Origin of the sequence: Pseudomonas sp. 2(2015) (assembly GCF_000955865.1) — a bacterium.
In the GTDB taxonomy this organism is placed as follows: domain Bacteria; phylum Pseudomonadota; class Gammaproteobacteria; order Pseudomonadales; family Pseudomonadaceae; genus Aquipseudomonas.
Window position 1 is genome coordinate 19,074 of record NZ_JYOF01000001.1, and the last position, 19,840, is coordinate 38,913.

Genomic DNA, 19,840 nt, shown 5'->3' on the forward strand with positions numbered 1-19,840 from the left:
GATCCGCGCTCTAATGGCCTTGTTTTCGACTTGCGGACCCTTTACGACACCGTTATGGACATTCAACAGCTGTGGCAAAACACCCTGGACCTCTGGGGCACCCTTGATCAACACCCGCTACTGCACGCCGGTATCGGCCTGGGCGTATTGCTGGTGATCGCCCTGCTGCTCGGCCGCGTGGCGCGCTTTCTGGTGCTGCACGCCGCCCGTCTGCTTGGCCGCCAGCCAGCCCTGCACTGGGTCAATGACCTGCGCGAGAACAAAGTGTTCCAGCGCCTGGCCCAGACCACCCCGTCACTAGTGGTGCAGTTTGGCCTCAAACTGGTGCCGGAGCTGAGCGCCACCAGCCAGCACTTTCTCGGCAACCTCGCCCTGGCCTTCACCATCCTGTTCCTGACCCTGGCCCTGAGCGCCCTGCTCGACGCCCTGCTGGACATCTACGCGCGCACCGAGCACGCCCGCACCCGCTCGATCAAGGGTTACGTGCAACTGGCGAAGATGGTCCTGTTCGTGTTCGGCGCCATCGTTATCGTCGCCACCCTGATCGACCGCTCGCCGCTATTGCTGCTCTCGGGCCTGGGTGCCATGTCGGCGGTCATCTTGCTGGTCTACAAGGACACCCTGCTGTCGTTCGTCGCCAGCGTGCAGTTGACCAGCAACGACATGCTGCGGGTCGGCGACTGGATCGAAATGCCCCAGGTCGGCGCCGACGGCGATGTGGTCGACATCACCCTGCACACGGTCAAGGTGCAGAACTTCGACAAGACCATCGTCTCCATCCCCACCTGGCGCTTGATGTCCGAATCCTTCAAGAACTGGCGCGGCATGCAGCAGTCGGGCGGGCGACGGATCAAGCGCAGCTTGTTCATCGATGCCGGCGGCGTGCGTTTCCTGCGCTCCGATGAGGAGCAGCGCCTGAGCGAAGTACGCCTGCTGACCGACTACATTGCCCGCAAGCGCAGTGAGCTCAGAGCCTGGAACGAGGCTCAGGGCAATGTCGCCGAACTGTCCGCCAACCGTCGCCGGATGACCAACATCGGCACCTTCCGTGCCTATGCCCTGGCCTACCTGAAGAGCCACCCGGAGATCCAGCCGAACATGACCTGCATGGTCCGCCAGATGCAGACCACCGCCCAGGGCGTGCCGCTGGAAATCTACTGCTTCACGCGCACCACGGCGTGGGCCGACTACGAGCGGATCCAGGGCGACATCTTCGACTACTTGCTGGCGGTGATGCCGGAGTTCGGCCTGAGCCTGTACCAGCAACCCAGCGGCAATGACCTGCGCGCCGGCCTGTTACCCTCGACCCTGCCCAGCCAGCAGCGGGCGCTGAGTGCCGAGACGACTGAGCCATAGCGACGCGAGGATCACCGCCCCGCCGATGAACAACCGGCCGAGCGGCTCGTGCTGGTTCCAGATCAGCAAATTGAGCAGCAAACCGACCGGCACGTGCAGGTTGTTCATCACCGCCAGGGTGCCGCCTGAAACCAGGCAGGCACCCTTGTTCCACCAGTACAAGCCCAGTGCCGTCGGGCACAGCCCCAAAAACAGCAGCACCAGCCATTGCACCTCGGTGCTCGGCAGGTGCTGGCTGTTGCCAAACAGCAAAAAGGCCGGCAGCACCACCAGCAAGGCGCCCAGGTAGAAGTAACCGAAACGCCGGTAATGCGGCAGGTCGCTGGGGTTGCGCGCGATCAGGTGACGGTACAGCACCTGCCCGGCGGCATAGGTGAAGTTAGCCAGTTGCAGCAGCAAGAAGCCGATGAAAAAGTCCGGGCTGATGCTGTCGAAGCGAATCACCGCCGCGCCGGCAACCGCCACCAGCGCCGCCACCAACGCCCAGGGGTTGAAGCGCCGGTTCAGGGCATCCTCGATCAGGGTCACGTGCAAGGGCGTGAGAATGGTGAACAGCAGCACCTCCGGCACCGTCAGCACGCGGAAGCTCAGGTACAGGCAGACATAGGTGATGCCGTACTGCAGCGCACCGATCAGCAGCATCGAACGCATGAAGCGCGCTTCGACCTGGCGCCAGCGGGTCAGCGGCAGGAACACCAGGCCGGCCAGCAGCACCCGCGCCAGCACGGCGAAATAGCTGTCGACATGCCCGGCCAGGTACTCGCCGATCAGGCTGAAGGAAAACGCCTGGATCAGCGCGACGATCAATAAATAGCCCATGTTGGCCCCTTGCTGTGGAGGCGGCGACCTTAACGGTTAGCGGCTAGCCCGGCAATAGTCGCTGGCAAGGCCGGCTAGCACGCCAAGCAGCATAAAAAAGCCCGGTCACGCGCAAGGCAGACCGGGCAGGTACACCCAAAGGAGCAACAGGTGTCAGGCGGGAAATTTCATTGCCGGCTTAGGCCACGGCGGCAAGCTGCGCCTTGGCCTGGTTCAGGCCCTTCTCGTGGAAATCACCGCCCATGTTCAGGCCTTCGGCGTGGATGAAGGTCACGTCATGGATACCGATGAAGGCCATGACCTGGCGCAGGTAAGGTTCCTGGTGATCGCTGCTGGCGCCGGCATGGATGCCGCCGCGAGCGGTAAGGATGTAGGCGCGCTTGCCGGTCAGCAGGCCCTGGGGCCCGGTTTCGGTGTACTTGAAGGTGATGCCGGCGCGCAGTACGTGGTCCAGCCAGGCCTTGAGGGTGCTGGGGATGGTGAAGTTGTACATCGGCGCGGCCAGCACCAGCACATCGGCGGCCAGCACTTCATCGGTGAGCTCGTTGGAGCGTGCCAGGGCCTCTAGCTCTTCGGCATTGCGCTGGGTTTCGGGCTTCATCCAGCCGCCGAGCAGGTTGCCATCCAGGTGCGGCACCGGGTTGACGGCCAGGTCGCGCAGGGTCACCTGGTCGGCTGGGTGGGCGGCTTGCCACTGGCTGACGAAGTCGCGGGTCAGTTGCCGGGAGATCGAGTCCTGCTGGCGGGCGCTGCTTTCGATGACGAGTACACGGGACATGGGGCTTGCCTCCATCGGCGAGTTCGGTAAGTCGATGGAGGCAAGATTAATGATTGACCTATCGATAAAAAAGCGTAAAAACTGGGTCCAACCTATCAGTTAAATTGTTTTATTTCGGCTTGCAGTCCAAGGTGATGCGCAGCTTGATGATTTCCCGGTTGAACTTGGCAGTGGCGTCGACGCTTTTTTTCGCCGGCACATTCACCCGGCGTACCCGTGGCGCTTCCGGGCCATTGCGGAAAGTCACCTTGCACTGGGCATCGACGTCGCCATAGTTGTTGACGCTGATCGAACCGATGTCACGGTCGGTGTCGTAGGTGGTGTAGTCGACCTTGACGCCGTCGATGTCTTTTTTCACGTCGATGGGATAGGCCAGGGCCGTGAGCGGAAGCAGGGCCAGCAATACAGCACAACATTTCTTCATACGACGCTCTCCATGAAAGAGCGCCAGCTTAGGACAACAGGAGCCGAAGATGAAAGCGCCGCGCGTAACCCTGGATCAGTGGCGGACCCTGCAGGCGGTGGTCGATCACGGCGGTTTTGCCCAGGCCGCCGAGGCCCTGCACCGTTCGCAATCCTCGGTGAGCTATACCGTGGCGCGCATGCAGGACCAGCTCGGCGTACCGCTGCTGCGTATCGACGGGCGCAAGGCGGTGCTGACCGAGGCCGGCAACGTGCTGCTGCGCCGCTCGCGGCAACTGGTCAAGCAGGCCAGCCAGCTTGAAGACCTGGCCCATCACATGGAACAGGGCTGGGAAGCCGAAGTGCGCCTGGTGGTCGATGCCGCCTACCCCAATGCCCGCCTGGTCCGCGCCTTGAGCGCGTTCATGCCGCAAAGCCGTGGCTGCCGGGTGCGCCTGCGCGAAGAGGTGCTGTCCGGGGTTGAAGAGGTGCTGCATGAAGGCATTGCGGACCTTGCCATCAGCGGCTTCAACATTTCCGGCTACCTGGGCACCGAACTGAGTTCGGTCGAATTCGTCGCCGTAGCCCACCCCGAACACAGCCTGCACCGCTTGAACCGGGAACTGAGCTTCCAGGACCTGGAAAGCCAGCTGCAGGTGGTGATTCGCGATTCAGGCCGCGCCCAGCCACGCGATGTCGGCTGGCTGGGCGCCGAACAGCGCTGGACAGTCGGCAGCCTGGCCACCGCCGCCACTTTCGTCAGCAGCGGCCTGGGCTTTGCCTGGCTGCCGCGGCACCTGATCGAACGCGAGCTACGTGAAGGCCTGCTCAAGCCATTACCGCTGGATCAGGGTGGCAGTCGCCACCCACTGTTCTACCTTTACTCGAACAAGGACAAACCCCTGGGCCCGGCAACGCAGATCCTCGTCGAGTTGCTGCGCAATTTCGACACCGCACCGCTGGATGTGCCCTTCGCCGCGCCCGCCCAAGCCTGACAGGAATCACGCCGATGGCCTACTTCGAACATGAAGGTTGCTCGCTACACTACGAGGAATACGGTCAGGGCGAGCCGCTGGTGCTGTTGCATGGCCTGGGCTCCAGTTGCCAGGACTGGGAAATGCAGGTGCCGGAGCTGGCTCGCCACTACCGCGTGATCCTCATGGACATCCGTGGCCATGGCCGCTCCGACAAGCCACGCGAGCGCTACAGCATCGCCAGCTTCAGCGCCGACCTGCTGGCCCTGCTCGAGCGGTTGCAGACCGGCCCCGTGCACCTGGTCGGGCTGTCCATGGGCGGCATGGTCGGTTTTCAGTTTGCCGTCGATCATCCCCAGTGGCTGCGCAGCCTGTGCATCGTCAACAGCGCCCCGGAGGTCAAGCGCCGCAGCCGCAGCGACTGGATCTGGTGGGCCAAGCGCTGGGCCCTGGCCCGCGTGCTGAGCCTTGAAACCATCGGCAAAGGCCTGGCCGAGCGGTTGTTCCCCAAGCCGCAGCAGGCCGATTTACGCCGCAAGATGGCCGAGCGCTGGGCAAAGAACGACAAACGCGCCTACCTGGCCAGTTTCGACGCCATAGTCGGCTGGGGCGTGGCGCAACGCCTGGGGCAGATTCACTGTCCTACCCTGGTCATCAGCGCCGACCAGGATTACACCCCGGTACAACTTAAAGAGCGCTACGTTGCGCTGATTCCACAGGCACGGCTGGCGGTTATCGAAGATTCCCGGCACGCTACACCCCTGGATCAACCTCACGTCTTCAATCAGACGCTGCTGCAGTTCCTGGCGGCGTCCACTACCTCTCAAGGATCATTGAGCCCATGCTGAAAAAACTCCTGCTCGCCACCTGCTCGGTCGTTTTCGCCACCAGCCTGATGGCTTCCGACAAGACGCCCCACGTATTACTCGACACCAGCTTCGGCCAGGTCGAAGTGGAACTGAACGCGGAAAAGGCGCCGATCAGCACCAAGAACTTCCTACAGTACGTGGACAGCGGCTTCTACAACAACACCGTGTTCCACCGGGTGATCCCGGGCTTCATGGTCCAGGGCGGTGGCTTCACCGAGCAGATGGTGCAAAAGCCCACCAAGGACCCGATCCGCAACGAAGCCAGCAATGGCCTGCAGAACGTCCGTGGCACGCTGTCGATGGCGCGCACCTCCGACCCGAACTCGGCCACCAGCCAGTTCTTCATCAACGTCGCCGACAATGCCTTCCTCGACCCGGGCCGCGACCGCGGTTACGCGGTGTTCGGCAAGGTCGTCAAAGGCATGGAAGTGGTCGACCAGATCGTCAACTCGCCCACCACAGTGAAAAAAGGCATGCGCGATGTGCCGGTCGACCCGGTGTTCATCAAGTCGGCCAAACGCATCGACTGACCTTGGGCTTCACAGGGACGTGAACCAGGCCCGCGGGTCGAACTGAACAGGAGTTACCGTTTTCATGCTGTTTCGCCGCTTCGAAAAACTGATCGACATTTTCCGTGAGGCGCCCACTGCGGCGCCACCGACCACGGTGTGGCCGTTCTACGTGTACTACCTGCGCCAGGTCTGGCCGAGCTTTGCCGCCCTGTTGGTGGTCGGCCTGATCGGTGCGCTGATCGAAGTGGCGCTGTTCAGCTACCTGAGCCGGATCATCGACCTGGCCCAGGGCACGCCGAACGTCAACTTTTTCAGCGAGCACGGCGGCGAGCTGATCTGGATGCTGGTGGTGGCGCTGTTGCTGCGCCCGGTGTTCGTCGGCCTGCACGACCTGCTGGTGCACCAGACCATCAGCCCGGGCATGACCAGCATGATCCGCTGGCAAAACCACACCTACGTGCTCAAGCAGAGCCTGAACTTCTTCCAGAGCGATTTTGCCGGGCGCATCGCCCAGCGCATCATGCAGACCGGCAACTCGTTGCGCGACTCGGCGGTGCAGGCGGTGGACGCGCTGTGGCACGTGCTGATCTACGCGATCAGCTCGCTGGTGCTGTTTGCCGAGGCCGACTGGCGGCTGATGTTGCCGCTGATCACCTGGATCGCCTGCTACATCGGCGCGCTCTACTACTTCGTGCCACGGGTCAAGGCCCGTGCGGTGATCTCCTCCGATGCCCGCTCCAAGCTCATGGGCCGCATCGTCGATGGCTACACCAACATCGCCACCCTGAAACTCTTCGCCCATACCGACTTCGAGCAGCAGTACGCCCGCGAAGCGATCAGCGAACAAACCGAAAAAACCCAGCTGGCCGCCCGCGTGGTCACCAGCATGGACGTGGTCATCACCAGCCTCAACGGCCTGCTGATCGTCAGCACCACGGGCCTGGCCCTGTGGCTGTGGACCCAGTCGCTGATCACCGTCGGCGCCATCGCCCTGGCCACCGGCCTGGTGATCCGCATCGTCAACATGTCGGGCTGGATCATGTGGGTGGTCAACGGCATCTTCGAGAACATCGGCATGGTCCAGGACGGCCTGCAGACCATCGCCCAGCCGGTCAGCGTCAACGACTCGCCTAGCGCGCCCAAGCTCAAGGTCGAACGCGGCGGGGTCAAGTTCGACAACGTCAGCTTTCACTATGGCAAGGGCAGCCGCATCATCGATGGCCTCAACCTGGACATCCGCCCCGGCGAGAAGATCGGCCTGATCGGCCCGTCCGGCGCCGGCAAGTCGACCCTGGTCAACCTGCTGCTGCGCCTTTACGACCTGGAAAGCGGGCGCATCCTCATCGATGGCCAGGACATCGCCCAGGTGACCCAGGCCAGCCTGCGCGCACAAATCGGCATGATCACCCAGGACACCTCACTGCTGCACCGCTCGATCCGCGAAAACCTGCTCTATGGCCGGCCCGATGCCACTGAAGATGAGCTATGGGAAGCGGTGCGCCGGGCGCGGGCTGACGAGTTCATCCCGCAGCTGTCCGACGCTCAGGGCCGGACCGGCTTCGATGCCCATGTCGGTGAGCGCGGGGTCAAGCTTTCCGGCGGCCAGCGCCAGCGCATCGCCATAGCCCGGGTGCTGCTCAAGAATGCGCCGATCCTGATCACGGACGAAGCCACCTCAGCGCTGGACTCGGAAGTCGAAGCGGCAATCCAGGAAAGCCTGGAAACCCTGATGCAAGGCAAGACCGTGATTGCCATTGCCCACCGACTGTCGACCATTGCCCGCATGGACCGCCTGGTGGTGCTGGAAAAAGGCCGGATTGCCGAGATGGGCAGCCACTCGGAGTTGCTGGCGCATCAGGGCCTGTATGCGCGGTTGTGGCACCACCAGACGGGGGGGTTTGTCGGGATCGACTGAACACCGTGGTGTCTTCATCGCTGGCAAGCCAGCTCCCACACAGGACCAGTGTGGGAGCGGGCTTGACCCGCGATGAGCCCCTCAACTTTGCCGATAAGGCAACGCCAAACGCGCTTCCTGGGCATAAGCCAACACCCCTGCCCGCTCCTGCTCAAGGAACTCCTCCACTGCCCGGCGCAAGCCCGGGTGCAGCAGATAGTGCCAGGAGCGGGTGATCACCGGCTCAAAGCCGCGAATCAACTTGTGCTCGCCCTGCGCACCGGCATCAAAGCGCTGCAAACCCTCGGCAATCGCCCAATCCATGCCCTGGTAGAAACAGGTCTCGAAGTGCAGCCGGTCGAACTCGTCCAGGCAGCCCCAATAACGGCCATACAGGCTGTCGCCACCGACCAGGCTGAAGGCCATGGCCACATCACGCCCACCCTGGCGCGCCATCACCACGCGTATTGACTCAGGCATGCGCTCGGCCAGCAGGCTGAAGAATTCCCGGGTCAGATACGGCGCACGGCAGCGTACGGCATAGGTATTGGCATAACAGGCGAAGACGAAATCCCACTGCGCCTCACTCAGCGCTTCGCCGCGAAACCAGCGAAACTCGATACCCTGCCCCGCCACCTGCTCGCGCTCCTTGCGCATTTGCTTGCGCTTGCGTGAACTCAAGGTATCGAGAAAATCCTGGAAGTCGCGGTAGCCCTGGTTGCGCCAGTGAAACTGGCATCCCAGGCGCTCCATCCAGCCGTCACGCTCGCGCATCAGCGCATCCGCCTGCGCATCGGTGAAGTTGATATGGGCGCCGGACATCCCCTGCTCGAACAGTTCATCGGTCAGTTGATCCACCAACTCGGCCGCCGCCTGCGGGTCGCCCAGCAGCCGTGGGCCGGTCACCGGCGAGAACGGCACGGCACACAGCAGCTTGGGATAGTAGGCAATACCCGCCCGCTCACAGGCATCGGCCCAGCCGTGGTCGAACACGTACTCGCCGAATGAATGGGTTTTCACGTAGGCCGGCAAGGCCGCTCGCAGTTGCCCGGCGCCGTCGGTCAGCAACTGGTGCGCGGGGCTCCAGCCGGTGTGGCGGCTGACACTGCCGCTGTCCTCCAGGCTGCACAGGAATGCATGGCGCAGGAACGGCTGGTCCCCCGGCACCAGAGCGTCCCAGGTGGCAGGCGTGAGTTCGGCTAGGTGTTGCAGGATGAGCTTGGGCATTGGCGCAGTCTGCCTCGTCGCGCAGACGAAAAAAAGCCCCGCGCAAGCGGGGCTGAAGATCTAACGGATGAGGAGCGGTGTTGCTTAGAACACGTACTGCGCGCGCATTACGAAACCGTCGCCGCTGTCGTCGCCGGCAGCGTTCTGGGCGTTGTCGACCTTGGCCTTGACGTACACGCCGCTGAGTTTGATCGACTCGTTGGCATACCAGTTCAGGCCGACGTTGTGGACCTTGCCTTCGACATCATCGATGTTGGCAAAGGCGCCGTTGTCGTCATCGACGCTCAGGTGGTCATAGCGGTAGAACACTTCCCAGGCACCGATCTGCTTGTTCGAAGGCTTGATGCTGTCGAACTTGCCGAGCTTGTAGCCACGGGCTTCACCGGTGATGGTGTAGGCCAGCTGGCCGTAGTAGCCGTCTGCCTTGATGTCGGAGAACGAGGCGCTGTCGGCCTGGACGTCACGCTTGACGTATTCGCCCTGTACCGAAAACGGGCCCATGGCCCATGCCGCTTCCAGGCCCCAGGCCTTGTCGGTGTCGTAGGCACCGGCCGGGGTGTTGTTGGCGCCGCCCAGGGTCAGGCGGTTGCCGTTGCTGCCGGCATCCTGGCCACCGTCGGTGCTGACGCCGCGCATGCCCAGGCGGCTGCGGATACGACCATCGAAGGCGGTGTCGGAGAGGTCACGCTGGGCGTAGTTGATACCGAAGTGCAGGACATTGCCGGCTTCGTGCATCGGCGCGAAGACGCCGCGCAGGTTGAACTGCTTGGTGCTGTCGCCGTCCTTGTCCTGGTTGGTGGCGTCCTTGGCGAAGGCACCGACCGAGCCGTACAGCGAGTCACCGACGGTACCCGAAGCCTGGATACCCAGGCCGCCGTTGTGGGCGTTGGTCCAGTCGACCAGGTCATAGGCGGCAGTACGTTCCTGCGCGGTCACCCACTTGGAGCTGGTGGCTTTTTCCAGGCCGAACTCGGGGTCGAAACGACCGACCTTGATCGATACCGGGCTGAAGCCGTTGTAGGCCAGGGACGCTTCATCGAAGTAGCCGTCTTCGGAACGGTTGTCACCGCCGGAGTTGTGCGAGAAGTCGTAGGCGATCTGGTAGGCCCAGTCCTTGTACATCACGCCGCCCAGTTCCAGGTAGGCGCGGCGGAAGTAACCGGCGTCGGCGGTATTGCCGTTGTTGGTGTAGAAACCGTCGAAACGGCTGTAGTCAGCCTGGATCCGACCGCCCAGCTTGAAGCTGAATTCCTTGTCGGTGGTAGCGACCTCGAGGCCACCCTTGGTCTTGACTACGATATCGGCGCCGTCGGTGGTCACGGTACCCGCGAAAGCCTGGGCGGTAACGGCCATGGCCAAGGCGCTGGCTACGAAACCTGCGAAGTGCTTACGGATCATCGAAGAAGCTCCCCTACTTTATGGTCTTGATAATGTTGGAAAAACACGCGGCTCAGGCCACTTGTGCTGGGGAGGAATCTTGGCGGGGGTGTATGTCAGATCAGTGGCTTTTAGATAAATGTTTTGTGACAGGGGAACTTTTTTACTTCGAAATGAAATAAGCCGGAAAGCTCCGTTGCAGAGCTTCCCGAGCCGGATTCAGGAGTTTTTCAGCTCGCGCGCCAGACGCTCAGCCAATGCCTCGCTGTCACCCGCCGACTGCTCCGGCAAGGCCCGTACCGTGGCCTGGGCCACGCGCATCTGCTTGAGAAAGCGCCGGCAATGGCGACAGAACAACAAGTGCTGACGGACCATCAGGCGCTCGCCCAGGGTCAGTTGTCCGTCGAGATAGTCGCTGGAGCGGGCGACGAGTTCCTTGCAGCTCAGCATTGACCGGTTTCCTCGAAATGTTCCAGGGTGGCAAAGACCTTCAGGCGCGCGCGGTGCAGCAACACGCGGACATTGGAGAGGGAAATCTCGAGAAGATTACAGATCTGCTCCAGCTCCAGGCCCTGGCGCTCGCGTAGCACCAGCACACTGCATTGCAGTTCCGACAGGCTGAGCAAGGTGTGCTCAAGGCATTCACGCATCTGCTCGCGGCTGAGCAGGGCTTCCGGGGTGTCCTCATGCCAGGCCGAAGGCCCTTGCAGCCAGTGGCCGTCGGTAGCAAAGCGCTCATCGCCAATGGTGCCATGCGGGCCTGGCAGGTCATCGAGAAGCACTTCGCGACGATTTTGCTTGTAGCGGGTCTTGGCCGCGTTGGCGGTAATGGTCAGCAACCAGGTTTTCAGGCTCGAGCGCTGCTCGAACCCCTTGAGGTTGCGCACCACCGCCAGCCAGGCGTCCTGTACCGCTTCGTCGGCATGCCGGCTGCCGACAATCGCATAGGCCACTGCGCGCATGGCGCCCTGATAGCTGTCGACCAGTTCCTTGAACGCCTGTTGCTCACCCTTGAGCAGCCGCTCCAGCAAGCGGGTTTGTTGTTCAGCAGTCATCGCCATCCATCCATCGTTCTGCGAGTAGAGTCCGATTAGGCGGATTTGTTACAGCCAACGCTATCAGTGAAGTGTCGCAACAACGTGGGACACTTCACCGGTAGTTGCAGCTCAACGCTTGCGCAGGATCACGCTACCGATCGAATAGCCGGCCCCGAACGAGCTGAGCACGCCCAGGGCGCCCTGTGGCAGGTCGTCCTGATGCTTGTGCAGGGCGATTACCGAGCCTGCCGAGCTGGTGTTGGCGTAGCTGTCGAGAATCACCGGAGCCTCTTCTTCGAGGGCGTCACGACCAAGCAGTTTCTTCACGATCAGGTGGTTCATGCTCAGGTTGGCCTGGTGCAGCCAGAAGCGCTTGACGTCGCTGACATTGAGGTTGTTCTCGGCCAGGTGCTGGCCGATCAGCTCGGCGACCATCGGGCAGACCTCGCGGAACACCTTGCGGCCTTCCTGGACGAACAGCTTGTCGGGGGCGCCAATGCCCTCTTCGGCTGCGCGGTTGAGGAAGCCGAAGTTGTTGCGGATATTGTTCGAGAACTGGGTCAGCAGTTTGGTGCTGACGATGTCGAACTGGTGCCTGGAGGTGGCCAGGTCGGCGCGCTCTACCAGCACGGCGGTGGCGGCATCACCAAAGATGAAATGGCTGTCGCGGTCACGGAAGTTCAGGTGGCCGGTGCAGATTTCCGGGCTGATCACCAGCACTGCGCGGGCCTGGCCCAACTGTACGCTGTTGCAGGCAGTCTGAATGCCGAAGGTGGCCGACGAGCAGGCTACGTTCATGTCGAAACCAAAGCCGTTGATGCCCAGCGCCTGCTGCACTTCGATGGCAATCGCCGGGTACGGGCGCTGCAGGTTGGAACAGGCAACGATCACCGCATCGACGTCGGCGGCAGTACGCCCGGCGCGTTGCAGGGCCTGCTCGGCGGCGGCCACGGCCATCTGGCAGAGGATCGACGGTTCGTCGTTGGAGCGCTCGGGCAGGCGCGGCTTCATGCGCTGCGGATCGAGGATGCCGTCCTTGTCCATGACGAAGCGGCTCTTGATACCCGAGGCTTTTTCGATGAAGGCGGCGCTGGACTCGGCCAGGGCCTGGACTTCACCGCGCTCGATGGCGGCGGCGTTGTCGCGGTTGAACTGCTGCACGTAGGTATTGAAGGACTCCACCAGCTCTTCGTTGGAAATGCTGTTGGCCGGGGTGTACAGGCCGGTGCCGCTGATGACGACGTTATGCACGGTCGTTCCTCTGTTCGGGGCCATTGCCAGCCCGGCAACGGCCTGTTCGGTCGGTTTGAGTTGGCACCAAAGTACCAACTTTGACTGGCAATGCCCCCAGCTTGCGGGCCACTGCGCAGTGCTGCATGCGTGAGCCGCGCAGGCCCGGCAGGTTATTCCGGGATGCGCGGCGTATATCGGTCAAGTGTGCCACAACTGCAGGGGTTTAGGCTTCCACCTGACTCCACTGCTTGCTCAGTCGTTTGTCGGAAACCGGGACCTTGGTGCCCAACTGCTGGGCGAACAACGACACCCGGTATTCCTCTAGCCACCAGCGGTACAGCTGCAGCTGCTCGTCGCGCTTGCCTTCCTGCAGGTGCTTGTCCAGGCGGGTCTGGTACTGGCTCCAGAGGTTGCCCAGCTCGCCGCTCCAGACCCGGTCCTTCTGCACCTGGGCGCCAAGCTTCTCAAGACGCAGCTCGATCGCCTTGAGGTAGCGCGGCAGCTCCTTGAGCCACAGCCCCGGGGTTTCGCGGACAAAGCCGGGGTAGACCAGGTTGCCCAGTTGCTGCTTGATGTCGTTGAGGGCCACGGCCTGGGCCAGGTCGATCTTGCCCTTGAAGCGCTTTTGCAGGCCATGCCAGAGCTTGAGGATTTCCAGGGTCAGGCGAGCCAGACGCTCGGCGTGCTCGGCCCAGCTGCCGCGCTTGCGCTCGGCCAGCGAAGCCAGGCCGGCGCCGTCGCGTGGCAGCGTGGCCTCGCCTTCGAGGATGCAGCTGTCGAGGCTGGCCAGCAGAATGTCTTCGACCAGCGCCTCGACCCGGCCCAGCTCGCGGTACAGCAAGCCCAGCTCGGTCAGCCCCGGCAGCTTGCCGCGCAAAAACTTGGCCGGCTCCGCCAGTTGTTGCAGCAGCAGGCGCTGCAAGGCTCGGCGGTGCTGGAACTCGGCTTCAGCCTGGGTCGAGAAACGCCCTTCCTTGACCGTGCCGTTTTCTTCCACCAGCGCCGGATAGACCGTCATCGACAGCCCGGCAAACTTTTGTTGCGCAGTCTCGGCCACCTGGGTGAAGGCCTTGGCCTGCACCGGCTGCTGGCTTTGCGCGGTTTGCGGGACCGCCAGCGCGGCCTGGCTGGCCGCGGCAAAGCGCGCGGTCAGCTCGGCCAGGTCACGGCCTTCACCGAGGAACTTGCCCTGGCCATCGACCACTTCCAGGTTCATCTTCAGGTGGCTGTCGACCTGGGCCGCAGCTTCGGCCCAGGCTTCGTCGCTGACCCGCGCACCGGTCATGCGCAGCAACTCGCGGCCGAGCGCCTGGGGCAACGAACCTTCAGCGAAGCTCATGCGCTGCAGGGCGGCCTTGACGAAGTCCGGCACCGGCACGAAGTTCTTGCGCAAGGCCTTGGGCAGGTTGCGCACCAGGGCAATGCACTTGGCTTCCAGCAGGCCCGGTACCAGCCACTCCAGGCGTTCGCCCGGCAGGCTCGGCAGCAGCGGCGCCGGCACCCGCACGGTGACGCCGTCGCGCGGATGGTTTGGCTCGAAGTGGTAACTCAGGGCCAGGCTCAGGTCGCCCAGGCGCAGGGTGTCCGGGTACTGCGCGGCGGTGACTTCACTGGCCTCGCGGGCCAGCACGTCTTCCTCGCGCATGATCAGCAACTGCGGGTCTTTCTGGCTATTGACCCGGTACCAGCTGTCGAAGGTTGCGGTCTGGTGGATCTCGGCCGGCAGCCGCGCCTCATAGAAGCCGTACAGGGTTTCTTCATCGGCGAGGATGTCGCGCCGGCGGGCCTTGGCTTCCAGCTCGTCGAGTTGCTCAAGCAAGCGCCGGTTGGCGGTCAGGCACCTGGCCTTGGACTGGATCTCGCCGCCGACCAGGGCCTCGCGGATAAACAGCTCGCGGGACATTACCGGGTCGACCGGGCCGTAATGCACCGGGCGCCGGCCAACCACGATCAGGCCATAGAGGGTGACCTGCTCGAAGGCCACCACCTGGCCGCGCTTCTTCTCCCAGTGCGGTTCGAAGTGGTTTTTCTTGATCAGGTGCCCGGCCAGCGGCTCGATCCAGTCCGAATCGATCTTGGCCACCATGCGCGCATAGAGCTTGGTGGTTTCCACCAGCTCGGCGGTCATCAACCATTGCGGACGCTTCTTGCCCAGGCCGGACGAGGGGTGCACCCAGAAGCGCCGTTGGCGGGCACCGAGGTAGTCACCGTCTTCGCTCTTCTGGCCGATCTGGCTGAGCAGACCGCAGAGGATCGCCTTGTGCAGGCGCGGGTAGTCGGCAGGCTCTTTATTGATGCTCAACTGCAGGTCGCGGCAGATCAGGCTGAGCTGACGGTGAGCATCGCGCCATTCGCGCAGGCGCAGGTAGTTGAGGAAATTCTTCCGGCACCAGTTGCGCAGCGGGCTGGCGGTCAGAGCCTGGCGTTGCTCTTCAAAGCCACGCCACAGGTTGACCAGCGCGGCGAAGTCGGAGTCGGCGTCTTTCCATTGCGCATGGGCCTGGTCCGCCGCTTGCTGGCGCTCCGGCGGCCGCTCGCGCGGGTCTTGCACCGACAGCGCACTGGCGACGATCAACAGCTCATTGAGGCTGCCCTGCTTGGCGCCTTCGAGCAGCATGCGGCCCAGCCGCGGGTCCACCGGCAGGCGCGCCAACTGGCGGCCCAGGGGCGTGAGCTGGTTCTCGCGGTTGACCGCCGAGAGCTCCTGCAACAGGTTGAAGCCGTCGCTGATGGCCTTGCCGTCCGGCGGCTCGATGAACGGGAAGGCGTCAATATCGCCCAGGCGCAGGTGCAGCATCTGCAGGATGACTGCCGCCAGGTTGGTACGCAGGATTTCAGGGTCGGTAAAGGCCGGCCGCGCATTGAAGTCTTCTTCGCTGTACAGGCGCACGCAGATGCCCGGCTCGACCCGCCCGCAGCGGCCCTTGCGCTGGTTGGCGCTGGCCTGGGACACCGCTTCGATCGGCAGGCGCTGAACTTTGGCCCGGTAGCTGTAGCGGCTGATGCGCGCGGTGCCGCTATCGATCACATAGCGGATGCCCGGCACCGTCAGCGAGGTTTCGGCAACGTTGGTGGCCAGCACCACGCGCCGCCCCGGATGGGACTGGAAAATCTTCTGCTGCTCGGCCGGCGACAGGCGCGCGTACAGCGGCAGGATTTCGGTGTGGCGCAACTGCGCCTTGCGCAGCATCTCGGCAGCGTCGCGAATCTCGCGCTCGCCGGGCAGGAACACCAGCACATCGCCCGGGCCCTTGCCCTGGCTGCGCTCAAAGGCGGCAATCTCGTCGAGGGTGGCGAGGATCGCCTGGTCGACGGTGAGGTCGTCCTCGACGCGGTTGCCCTCCTCGTCCTGCTCGCGGGTTACCGGCCGGTACCAGGTTTCCACCGGGTAGGTGCGGCCCGACACCTCGATGATCGGCGCATCGTTGAAATGCTTGGAGAAGCGCTCAAGGTCGATGGTCGCCGAGGTGATGATGACCTTGAGATCGGGGCGACGCGGCAGCAGGGTCTTGAGGTAACCGAGCAGAAAATCGATATTAAGGCTGCGCTCGTGGGCTTCGTCGACAATGATGGTGTCGTAGCGCTCGAGAAAGCGGTCGTGCTGGGTTTCGGCCAGCAGGATACCGTCGGTCATCAGCTTGACCAGGGTATTGGCGTCGCTCTGGTCTTCGAAGCGCACCTGGTAGCCGACCAGCGCCCCCAGCGGCGTACCGAGTTCTTCGGCGACCCGGGTGGCAACGCTGCGCGCGGCAATCCGCCGAGGCTGGGTATGGGCGATCAGGCCGTGCTGGCCGCGGCCCAGTTCCAGGCAGATCTTCGGCAGCTGGGTGGTTTTGCCCGAGCCGGTTTCGCCGGCGATGATCAGCACCTGATGCTCGGCCAGAACCTTCTTGATTTCTTCACGCTTGGCTGCAATCGGCAGGCTGTCGTCGTAACGGATGCTCGGGACACTGGCCTTGCGCGCGGTGACCTGGGCGCAGGAGGCCTGGACCTTGTCGACCCATTGCGCAAGCCTGGCCTCATCCGGGCGCTTGCGCAGCTCGTGCAACTGCCGGCGCAGACGGTGGCGCTCGGCAATCATGGCGTGGTCGAGGTTTTTCAGCAGTTGATCAATCGCGTGGTCAGTCATGGGGGCTTTTTAGTCGTGCAGGTGAGCCTGCTTTTGCATGATCGGCTTTTCAAGGGCTGCGATTGTCGCAGATTTGCCGACGCTCGGCACGGTTGCGGGCGGGCGGACGATTGTTTAGCCGCGGCTTATCTGAAGTTACCCAAAGGCTGATTTAATGAACCTTCCCCGGCATGGGAGTATCCAGGCATGACTTCGTCTACCGGTTTGCCCCGCCTGCTGCTGCGCCCTTCGTTCCCGAAGGTGCGGGCGCGCTCTGGGGAAAATCCGCTGGTGCACATCATTCTCGCCTTCTGGGCTTTGTGGCACTGCCGCCATGCCCGCCCACCGGACGCCCGCCTCGCTCTGCAGTGAACCGTGCGGCCAGCTTCTGGCCGACCTTCCTTGTCGAAGACTGCCGCCTGACCGGCTAGACAGTCCTGTGCGCCTGAGGGCGCGAGCGAGCACACCATGCACTTTGCCCCTATCGAGCAGGCCCGAACGTTCCTGTCTGAAAACCCCGATATCGAGATGATCGAGCTGTTCATCCTCGACGCCAACGGCGTACCACGCGGCAAGCTGCTGCACCGCGAAGAGCTGCTGGCGGTGTACGAAAGCGGACGGCCATTGCCCAGCACCATCCTCGGTTTGACCCTCAACGGCGACGATGTGGAAAACTCAGGCCTGGTCTGGGATGTCGGCGATATCGATTGCCGCGCCTACCCGCTGGAAAACAGCCTGGTGCGCCTGCCGTGGCGGCAGATTCCCACCGCTGCGGTGCAAGTCAGCATGCACCCCAGCGAAGGCCTGCCGGCGACTGTCGCCGACCCGCGCCACCTGCTGGTCAAGGTCATCGATGCGCTCAAGGCCGACGGTTACTACCCGGTGATGGCCTGCGAGCTGGAGTTCTATCTGCTCGACCAGCAACGTGACAGCCACGGCCGCCCGCAACCGGCCCTGGACCGCGACGGCGGGCGCCCGCGTGGCACTCAGGTCTACGGCCTGCGTGAGCTGGAGCAGATCGAGCCGTTTCTCGCCGACCTCTACGCGGCCTGCAAGGCCCAGGGCATTCCAGCGCGCACGGCGATTTCCGAATACGCCCCGGGCCAGGTGGAAATCACCCTCGAGCATGGCGATGCGCTGCTGGCCATGGACCAGGCGGTGCGCTACAAGCGCCTGGTCAAGGGCGTGGCGCACAAGCACGGGATGCAGGCCTGCTTCATGGCCAAGCCGTTCGATCACCTGGCCGGCACCGGCATGCACATGCACGTGAGCCTGGCCGATGCCCAGGGCAACAACCTGTACGCCAGCGAAGACAAGGCCGGTACACCGCTGCTGCGCCAATCGGTGGCCGGCATGCTCACGCTGCTGCTCGATTCGCTGCTGCTGTTCTGCCCCAACGCCAACTCCTACCGCCGCTTCCAGGCCAACAGCTATGCGCCGCTGGCGCCGACCTGGGGCGTCGACAACCGTACCGTCAGCCTGCGCGTGCCCGGCGGCCCGGCCAACAGCCGGCACATCGAGCACCGCATCTGCGGCGCCGATGCCAACCCTTACCTGGCCGCAGCAGCGATTCTCGCCAGCCTGCATCACGGCATCCGCCAGCAACTGGACCCGGGCGCGCCGGTCGAGGGCAATGGCTACGCCCAGGCCAGCGAACTGCTACCCACCGACTGGCTGACCTCGTTGACTGCGCTTGAGCGTTCAAGCTGGGCCCGCGAAGCCCTGGGCGCCGAGTTCCTCGGCGTGTACCTGGCGGTCAAGCGCGCCGAGTACCGCCAGTTCATGGCCGAAGTCGGCGAACAGGACTGGCGCTGGTACCTGAGCCAGGCCTGACCCTTTATTTTTGCACCAAGGATTTTGTTATGAATGCAGCCGTAAACGCCGGCCCTGCCCAACGCAGCGCCTCGTACTACACCGCCAGCCTCAACGACACCACCCAGTACCCGACCCTCAAGGGCACGGTGAAAGTCGACGTGGCAATCATTGGCGGCGGCTTTACCGGGGTGGCCAGCGCCGTGGAGCTGGCCGAGCGCGGCCTGAAAGTCGCCATCGTTGAAACCAACCGCATCGGCTGGGGCGCCAGCGGGCGCAACGGCGGCCAGGTCACCGGCAGCCTCTCGGGCGATGAAGCGATGCGCAAACAGATGCGCGACAAGCTCGGCGATGACGTCGATGATTTTATCTGGCACCTGCGCTGGCGCGGCCACCAGATCATCGAGCAAAGGGTCGAGCGCTACGGCATCGACTGCGACCTCAAGCGCGGCCACCTACACGCGGCGATGAAAGACTCGCACATGGGCGAGCTGCGCGCCTTCGCTGCCGAGGCCGAGCGTCGCGGCATGGGCGACCAGGTCGAGCTGCTGGGCCAGAACGCCATGCGCGAACACCTGCAAAGCCCGCTGTACCTGGGGGCCTTGAAGAACCGGCGCAACCTGCACCTGCACCCGCTCAACCTGTGCCTGGGCGAAGCCCGCGCCGCGCACAGCCTGGGCGCACTGATCTTCGAGAACTCCGAAGTGCTGGACATCATCCATGGCGAGCAGCCGGCGGTGGTGACGGCCCACGGCCGGGTCGAGGCCAAGCAGATTCTGTTGGCCGGCGACGTCTATCACAAACTGGAAAAACGCCAGCTCAAGGGCAAGATCTTCCCGGCGATGGGCGGTATCGTCACCACCGCGCCGCTCGGTGAGCTGGCCGCGCAGATCAACCCGCAGGATCTTGCGGTGTACGACTGCCGCTTCGTCCTCGACTACTACCGGCTGACCGCCGATGGCCGCCTGCTGTTCGGCGGTGGCGCCAACTATTCCGGGCGCGATTCACGGGATATCGCCGGCGAACTGCGGCCGTGCATCGAGCGCACCTTTCCGGCGCTCAAGGGCGTGCCGATCGAGTTCCAGTGGAGTTGCGCAATGGGCATCGTGGTCAACCGCATTCCGCAGCTGGGCAAGCTCTCGGACAACGTCTGGTACTGCCAGGGCTATTCCGGGCACGGCATCGCCACCAGCCATATCATGGGCGAGATCATGGCCGAAGCACTGACCGGGACGCTGGAGAAATTCGATACCTTTGCCGGCTGCAAACACATCAAGGTGCCAATGGGCGATGTGCTGGGCAATCCGTTGCTGGCGGCGGGGATGTGGTATTACCAGATGCTTGAAAAACTGCGCTGAAAGCATCGCTGGCAAGCCAGCTCCCACAGGATCGATGGTGGGAGCTGGCTTGCCAGCGATCGAGCGCGAAGCGCTCGCCTTGAC

17 protein-coding genes are annotated in these 19,840 nt (G+C 63.6%); 8 read left to right on the forward strand and 9 right to left on the reverse strand.

The features are described 5' to 3' along the window. Positions 1 to 54 precede the first annotated feature (54 nt). Positions 55 to 1,356 carry a mechanosensitive ion channel family protein gene (locus UB48_RS00080; protein WP_045193400.1) on the forward strand — a complete coding sequence of 434 codons (1,302 nt, stop codon included), beginning with the start codon at positions 55 to 57 and terminating at the stop codon, positions 1,354 to 1,356. Here the strand turns inward: UB48_RS00080 and UB48_RS00085 are convergent. From UB48_RS00085 to UB48_RS00095, 3 genes are all read right to left on the reverse strand, one after another. Then, complete coding sequence (locus UB48_RS00085; RefSeq protein WP_045193401.1) at positions 1,297 to 2,175, reverse strand: carboxylate/amino acid/amine transporter; 879 nt, start codon at positions 2,173 to 2,175, stop codon at positions 1,297 to 1,299. The two genes, UB48_RS00080 and UB48_RS00085, sit on opposite strands and share 60 nt — an antisense overlap. Positions 2,176 to 2,353: 178 nt before the next feature. Further along, complete coding sequence (locus UB48_RS00090; RefSeq protein WP_045193402.1) at positions 2,354 to 2,953, reverse strand: FMN-dependent NADH-azoreductase; 600 nt, start codon at positions 2,951 to 2,953, stop codon at positions 2,354 to 2,356. 109 nt (positions 2,954 to 3,062) lie between these two features. Then, positions 3,063 to 3,377, reverse strand: coding sequence for a hypothetical protein (locus tag UB48_RS00095; RefSeq protein WP_045193403.1), 315 nt, complete (start codon positions 3,375 to 3,377; stop codon positions 3,063 to 3,065). Positions 3,378 to 3,426: 49 nt separating this feature from the next. On the opposite strand from UB48_RS00095, the gene UB48_RS00100 reads away from it, so the two are divergent. The 4 genes from UB48_RS00100 to UB48_RS00115 all read left to right on the forward strand — a co-directional run bounded on the left by UB48_RS00100 (position 3,427) and on the right by UB48_RS00115 (position 7,625). Continuing rightward, positions 3,427 to 4,350 (forward strand): LysR family transcriptional regulator, encoded by a 924-nt coding sequence (locus UB48_RS00100; protein ID WP_045193404.1) that lies wholly within the window; start codon positions 3,427 to 3,429, stop codon positions 4,348 to 4,350. A gap of 14 nt (positions 4,351 to 4,364) precedes the next feature. Then, a complete protein-coding gene (locus tag UB48_RS00105; RefSeq protein WP_045193405.1) occupies positions 4,365 to 5,177 on the forward strand; it encodes an alpha/beta fold hydrolase in 813 nt (270 codons plus the stop codon). Further along, positions 5,171 to 5,728, forward strand: coding sequence for a peptidylprolyl isomerase (locus UB48_RS00110; protein ID WP_045193406.1), 558 nt, complete (start codon positions 5,171 to 5,173; stop codon positions 5,726 to 5,728). The genes UB48_RS00105 and UB48_RS00110 overlap by 7 nt, the downstream gene beginning before the upstream one ends. A gap of 64 nt (positions 5,729 to 5,792) precedes the next feature. Next, positions 5,793 to 7,625, forward strand: coding sequence for an ABC transporter ATP-binding protein (locus UB48_RS00115; protein ID WP_045193407.1), 1,833 nt, complete (start codon positions 5,793 to 5,795; stop codon positions 7,623 to 7,625). 81 nt (positions 7,626 to 7,706) lie between these two features. On the opposite strand, the gene UB48_RS00120 is transcribed toward UB48_RS00115, so the two are convergent. From UB48_RS00120 to hrpA, 6 genes are all read right to left on the reverse strand, one after another. Beyond that, the gene (locus UB48_RS00120; protein ID WP_045193408.1) at positions 7,707 to 8,831 is read right to left on the reverse strand and encodes a GNAT family N-acetyltransferase; all 1,125 of its coding nucleotides are present in this window, start codon (positions 8,829 to 8,831) and stop codon (positions 7,707 to 7,709) included. A gap of 84 nt (positions 8,832 to 8,915) precedes the next feature. Next, positions 8,916 to 10,229 (reverse strand): OprO/OprP family phosphate-selective porin, encoded by a 1,314-nt coding sequence (locus UB48_RS00125; RefSeq protein WP_045193409.1) that lies wholly within the window; start codon positions 10,227 to 10,229, stop codon positions 8,916 to 8,918. A gap of 198 nt (positions 10,230 to 10,427) precedes the next feature. Further along, positions 10,428 to 10,658, reverse strand: coding sequence for an anti-sigma factor (locus UB48_RS00130; RefSeq protein WP_045193410.1), 231 nt, complete (start codon positions 10,656 to 10,658; stop codon positions 10,428 to 10,430). Continuing rightward, positions 10,652 to 11,263 (reverse strand): RNA polymerase sigma factor, encoded by a 612-nt coding sequence (locus UB48_RS00135; RefSeq protein ID WP_045193411.1) that lies wholly within the window; start codon positions 11,261 to 11,263, stop codon positions 10,652 to 10,654. The genes UB48_RS00130 and UB48_RS00135 overlap by 7 nt, the downstream gene beginning before the upstream one ends. A 111-nt stretch (positions 11,264 to 11,374) precedes the next feature. After that, entirely contained in the window at positions 11,375 to 12,496 is a 1,122-nt protein-coding gene (locus UB48_RS00140) for a beta-ketoacyl-ACP synthase III (RefSeq protein ID WP_045193412.1), read from the reverse strand. 205 nt (positions 12,497 to 12,701) lie between these two features. Beyond that, positions 12,702 to 16,607, reverse strand: a complete 3,906-nt coding sequence (gene hrpA / locus UB48_RS00145) for an ATP-dependent RNA helicase HrpA (RefSeq protein ID WP_045193413.1) — start codon at positions 16,605 to 16,607, stop codon at positions 12,702 to 12,704. Positions 16,608 to 16,793: 186 nt separating this feature from the next. On the opposite strand from hrpA, the gene UB48_RS27900 reads away from it, so the two are divergent. From UB48_RS27900 to UB48_RS00155, 3 genes are all read left to right on the forward strand, one after another. After that, complete coding sequence (locus tag UB48_RS27900; protein WP_177329126.1) at positions 16,794 to 16,958, forward strand: hypothetical protein; 165 nt, start codon at positions 16,794 to 16,796, stop codon at positions 16,956 to 16,958. A 96-nt stretch (positions 16,959 to 17,054) separates the two neighbouring features. Next, positions 17,055 to 18,419: a glutamine synthetase family protein gene (locus UB48_RS00150; protein ID WP_045193414.1), complete on the forward strand. Its 1,365-nt coding sequence runs from the start codon at positions 17,055 to 17,057 to the stop codon at positions 18,417 to 18,419. A 29-nt stretch (positions 18,420 to 18,448) separates the two neighbouring features. Further along, entirely contained in the window at positions 18,449 to 19,756 is a 1,308-nt protein-coding gene (locus UB48_RS00155; protein ID WP_045193415.1) for an FAD-binding oxidoreductase, read from the forward strand. Positions 19,757 to 19,840 lie beyond the last annotated feature (84 nt).

What these genes read in the sequence shown, in the direction of transcription:
- UB48_RS00085 (WP_045193401.1), bottom strand. Translation starts at nt 2,175, where the DNA reads ATGGGCTATTTATTGATCGTCGCGCTGATCCAGGCGTTTTCCTTCAGC.
- UB48_RS00135 (WP_045193411.1), bottom strand. Translation starts at nt 11,263, where the DNA reads ATGACTGCTGAACAACAAACCCGCTTGCTGGAGCGGCTGCTCAAGGGT.
- UB48_RS27900 (WP_177329126.1), top strand. Translation starts at nt 16,794, where the DNA reads ATGACTTCGTCTACCGGTTTGCCCCGCCTGCTGCTGCGCCCTTCGTTC.
- UB48_RS00105 (WP_045193405.1), top strand. Translation starts at nt 4,365, where the DNA reads ATGGCCTACTTCGAACATGAAGGTTGCTCGCTACACTACGAGGAATAC.
- UB48_RS00100 (WP_045193404.1), top strand. Translation starts at nt 3,427, where the DNA reads ATGAAAGCGCCGCGCGTAACCCTGGATCAGTGGCGGACCCTGCAGGCG.
- UB48_RS00125 (WP_045193409.1), bottom strand. Translation starts at nt 10,229, where the DNA reads ATGATCCGTAAGCACTTCGCAGGTTTCGTAGCCAGCGCCTTGGCCATG.
- hrpA (WP_045193413.1), bottom strand. Translation starts at nt 16,607, where the DNA reads ATGACTGACCACGCGATTGATCAACTGCTGAAAAACCTCGACCACGCC.
- UB48_RS00115 (WP_045193407.1), top strand. Translation starts at nt 5,793, where the DNA reads ATGCTGTTTCGCCGCTTCGAAAAACTGATCGACATTTTCCGTGAGGCG.
- UB48_RS00130 (WP_045193410.1), bottom strand. Translation starts at nt 10,658, where the DNA reads ATGCTGAGCTGCAAGGAACTCGTCGCCCGCTCCAGCGACTATCTCGAC.
- UB48_RS00150 (WP_045193414.1), top strand. Translation starts at nt 17,055, where the DNA reads ATGCACTTTGCCCCTATCGAGCAGGCCCGAACGTTCCTGTCTGAAAAC.
- UB48_RS00120 (WP_045193408.1), bottom strand. Translation starts at nt 8,831, where the DNA reads ATGCCCAAGCTCATCCTGCAACACCTAGCCGAACTCACGCCTGCCACC.
- UB48_RS00110 (WP_045193406.1), top strand. Translation starts at nt 5,171, where the DNA reads ATGCTGAAAAAACTCCTGCTCGCCACCTGCTCGGTCGTTTTCGCCACC.
- UB48_RS00095 (WP_045193403.1), bottom strand. Translation starts at nt 3,377, where the DNA reads ATGAAGAAATGTTGTGCTGTATTGCTGGCCCTGCTTCCGCTCACGGCC.
- UB48_RS00090 (WP_045193402.1), bottom strand. Translation starts at nt 2,953, where the DNA reads ATGTCCCGTGTACTCGTCATCGAAAGCAGCGCCCGCCAGCAGGACTCG.
- UB48_RS00155 (WP_045193415.1), top strand. Translation starts at nt 18,449, where the DNA reads ATGAATGCAGCCGTAAACGCCGGCCCTGCCCAACGCAGCGCCTCGTAC.
- UB48_RS00080 (WP_045193400.1), top strand. Translation starts at nt 55, where the DNA reads ATGGACATTCAACAGCTGTGGCAAAACACCCTGGACCTCTGGGGCACC.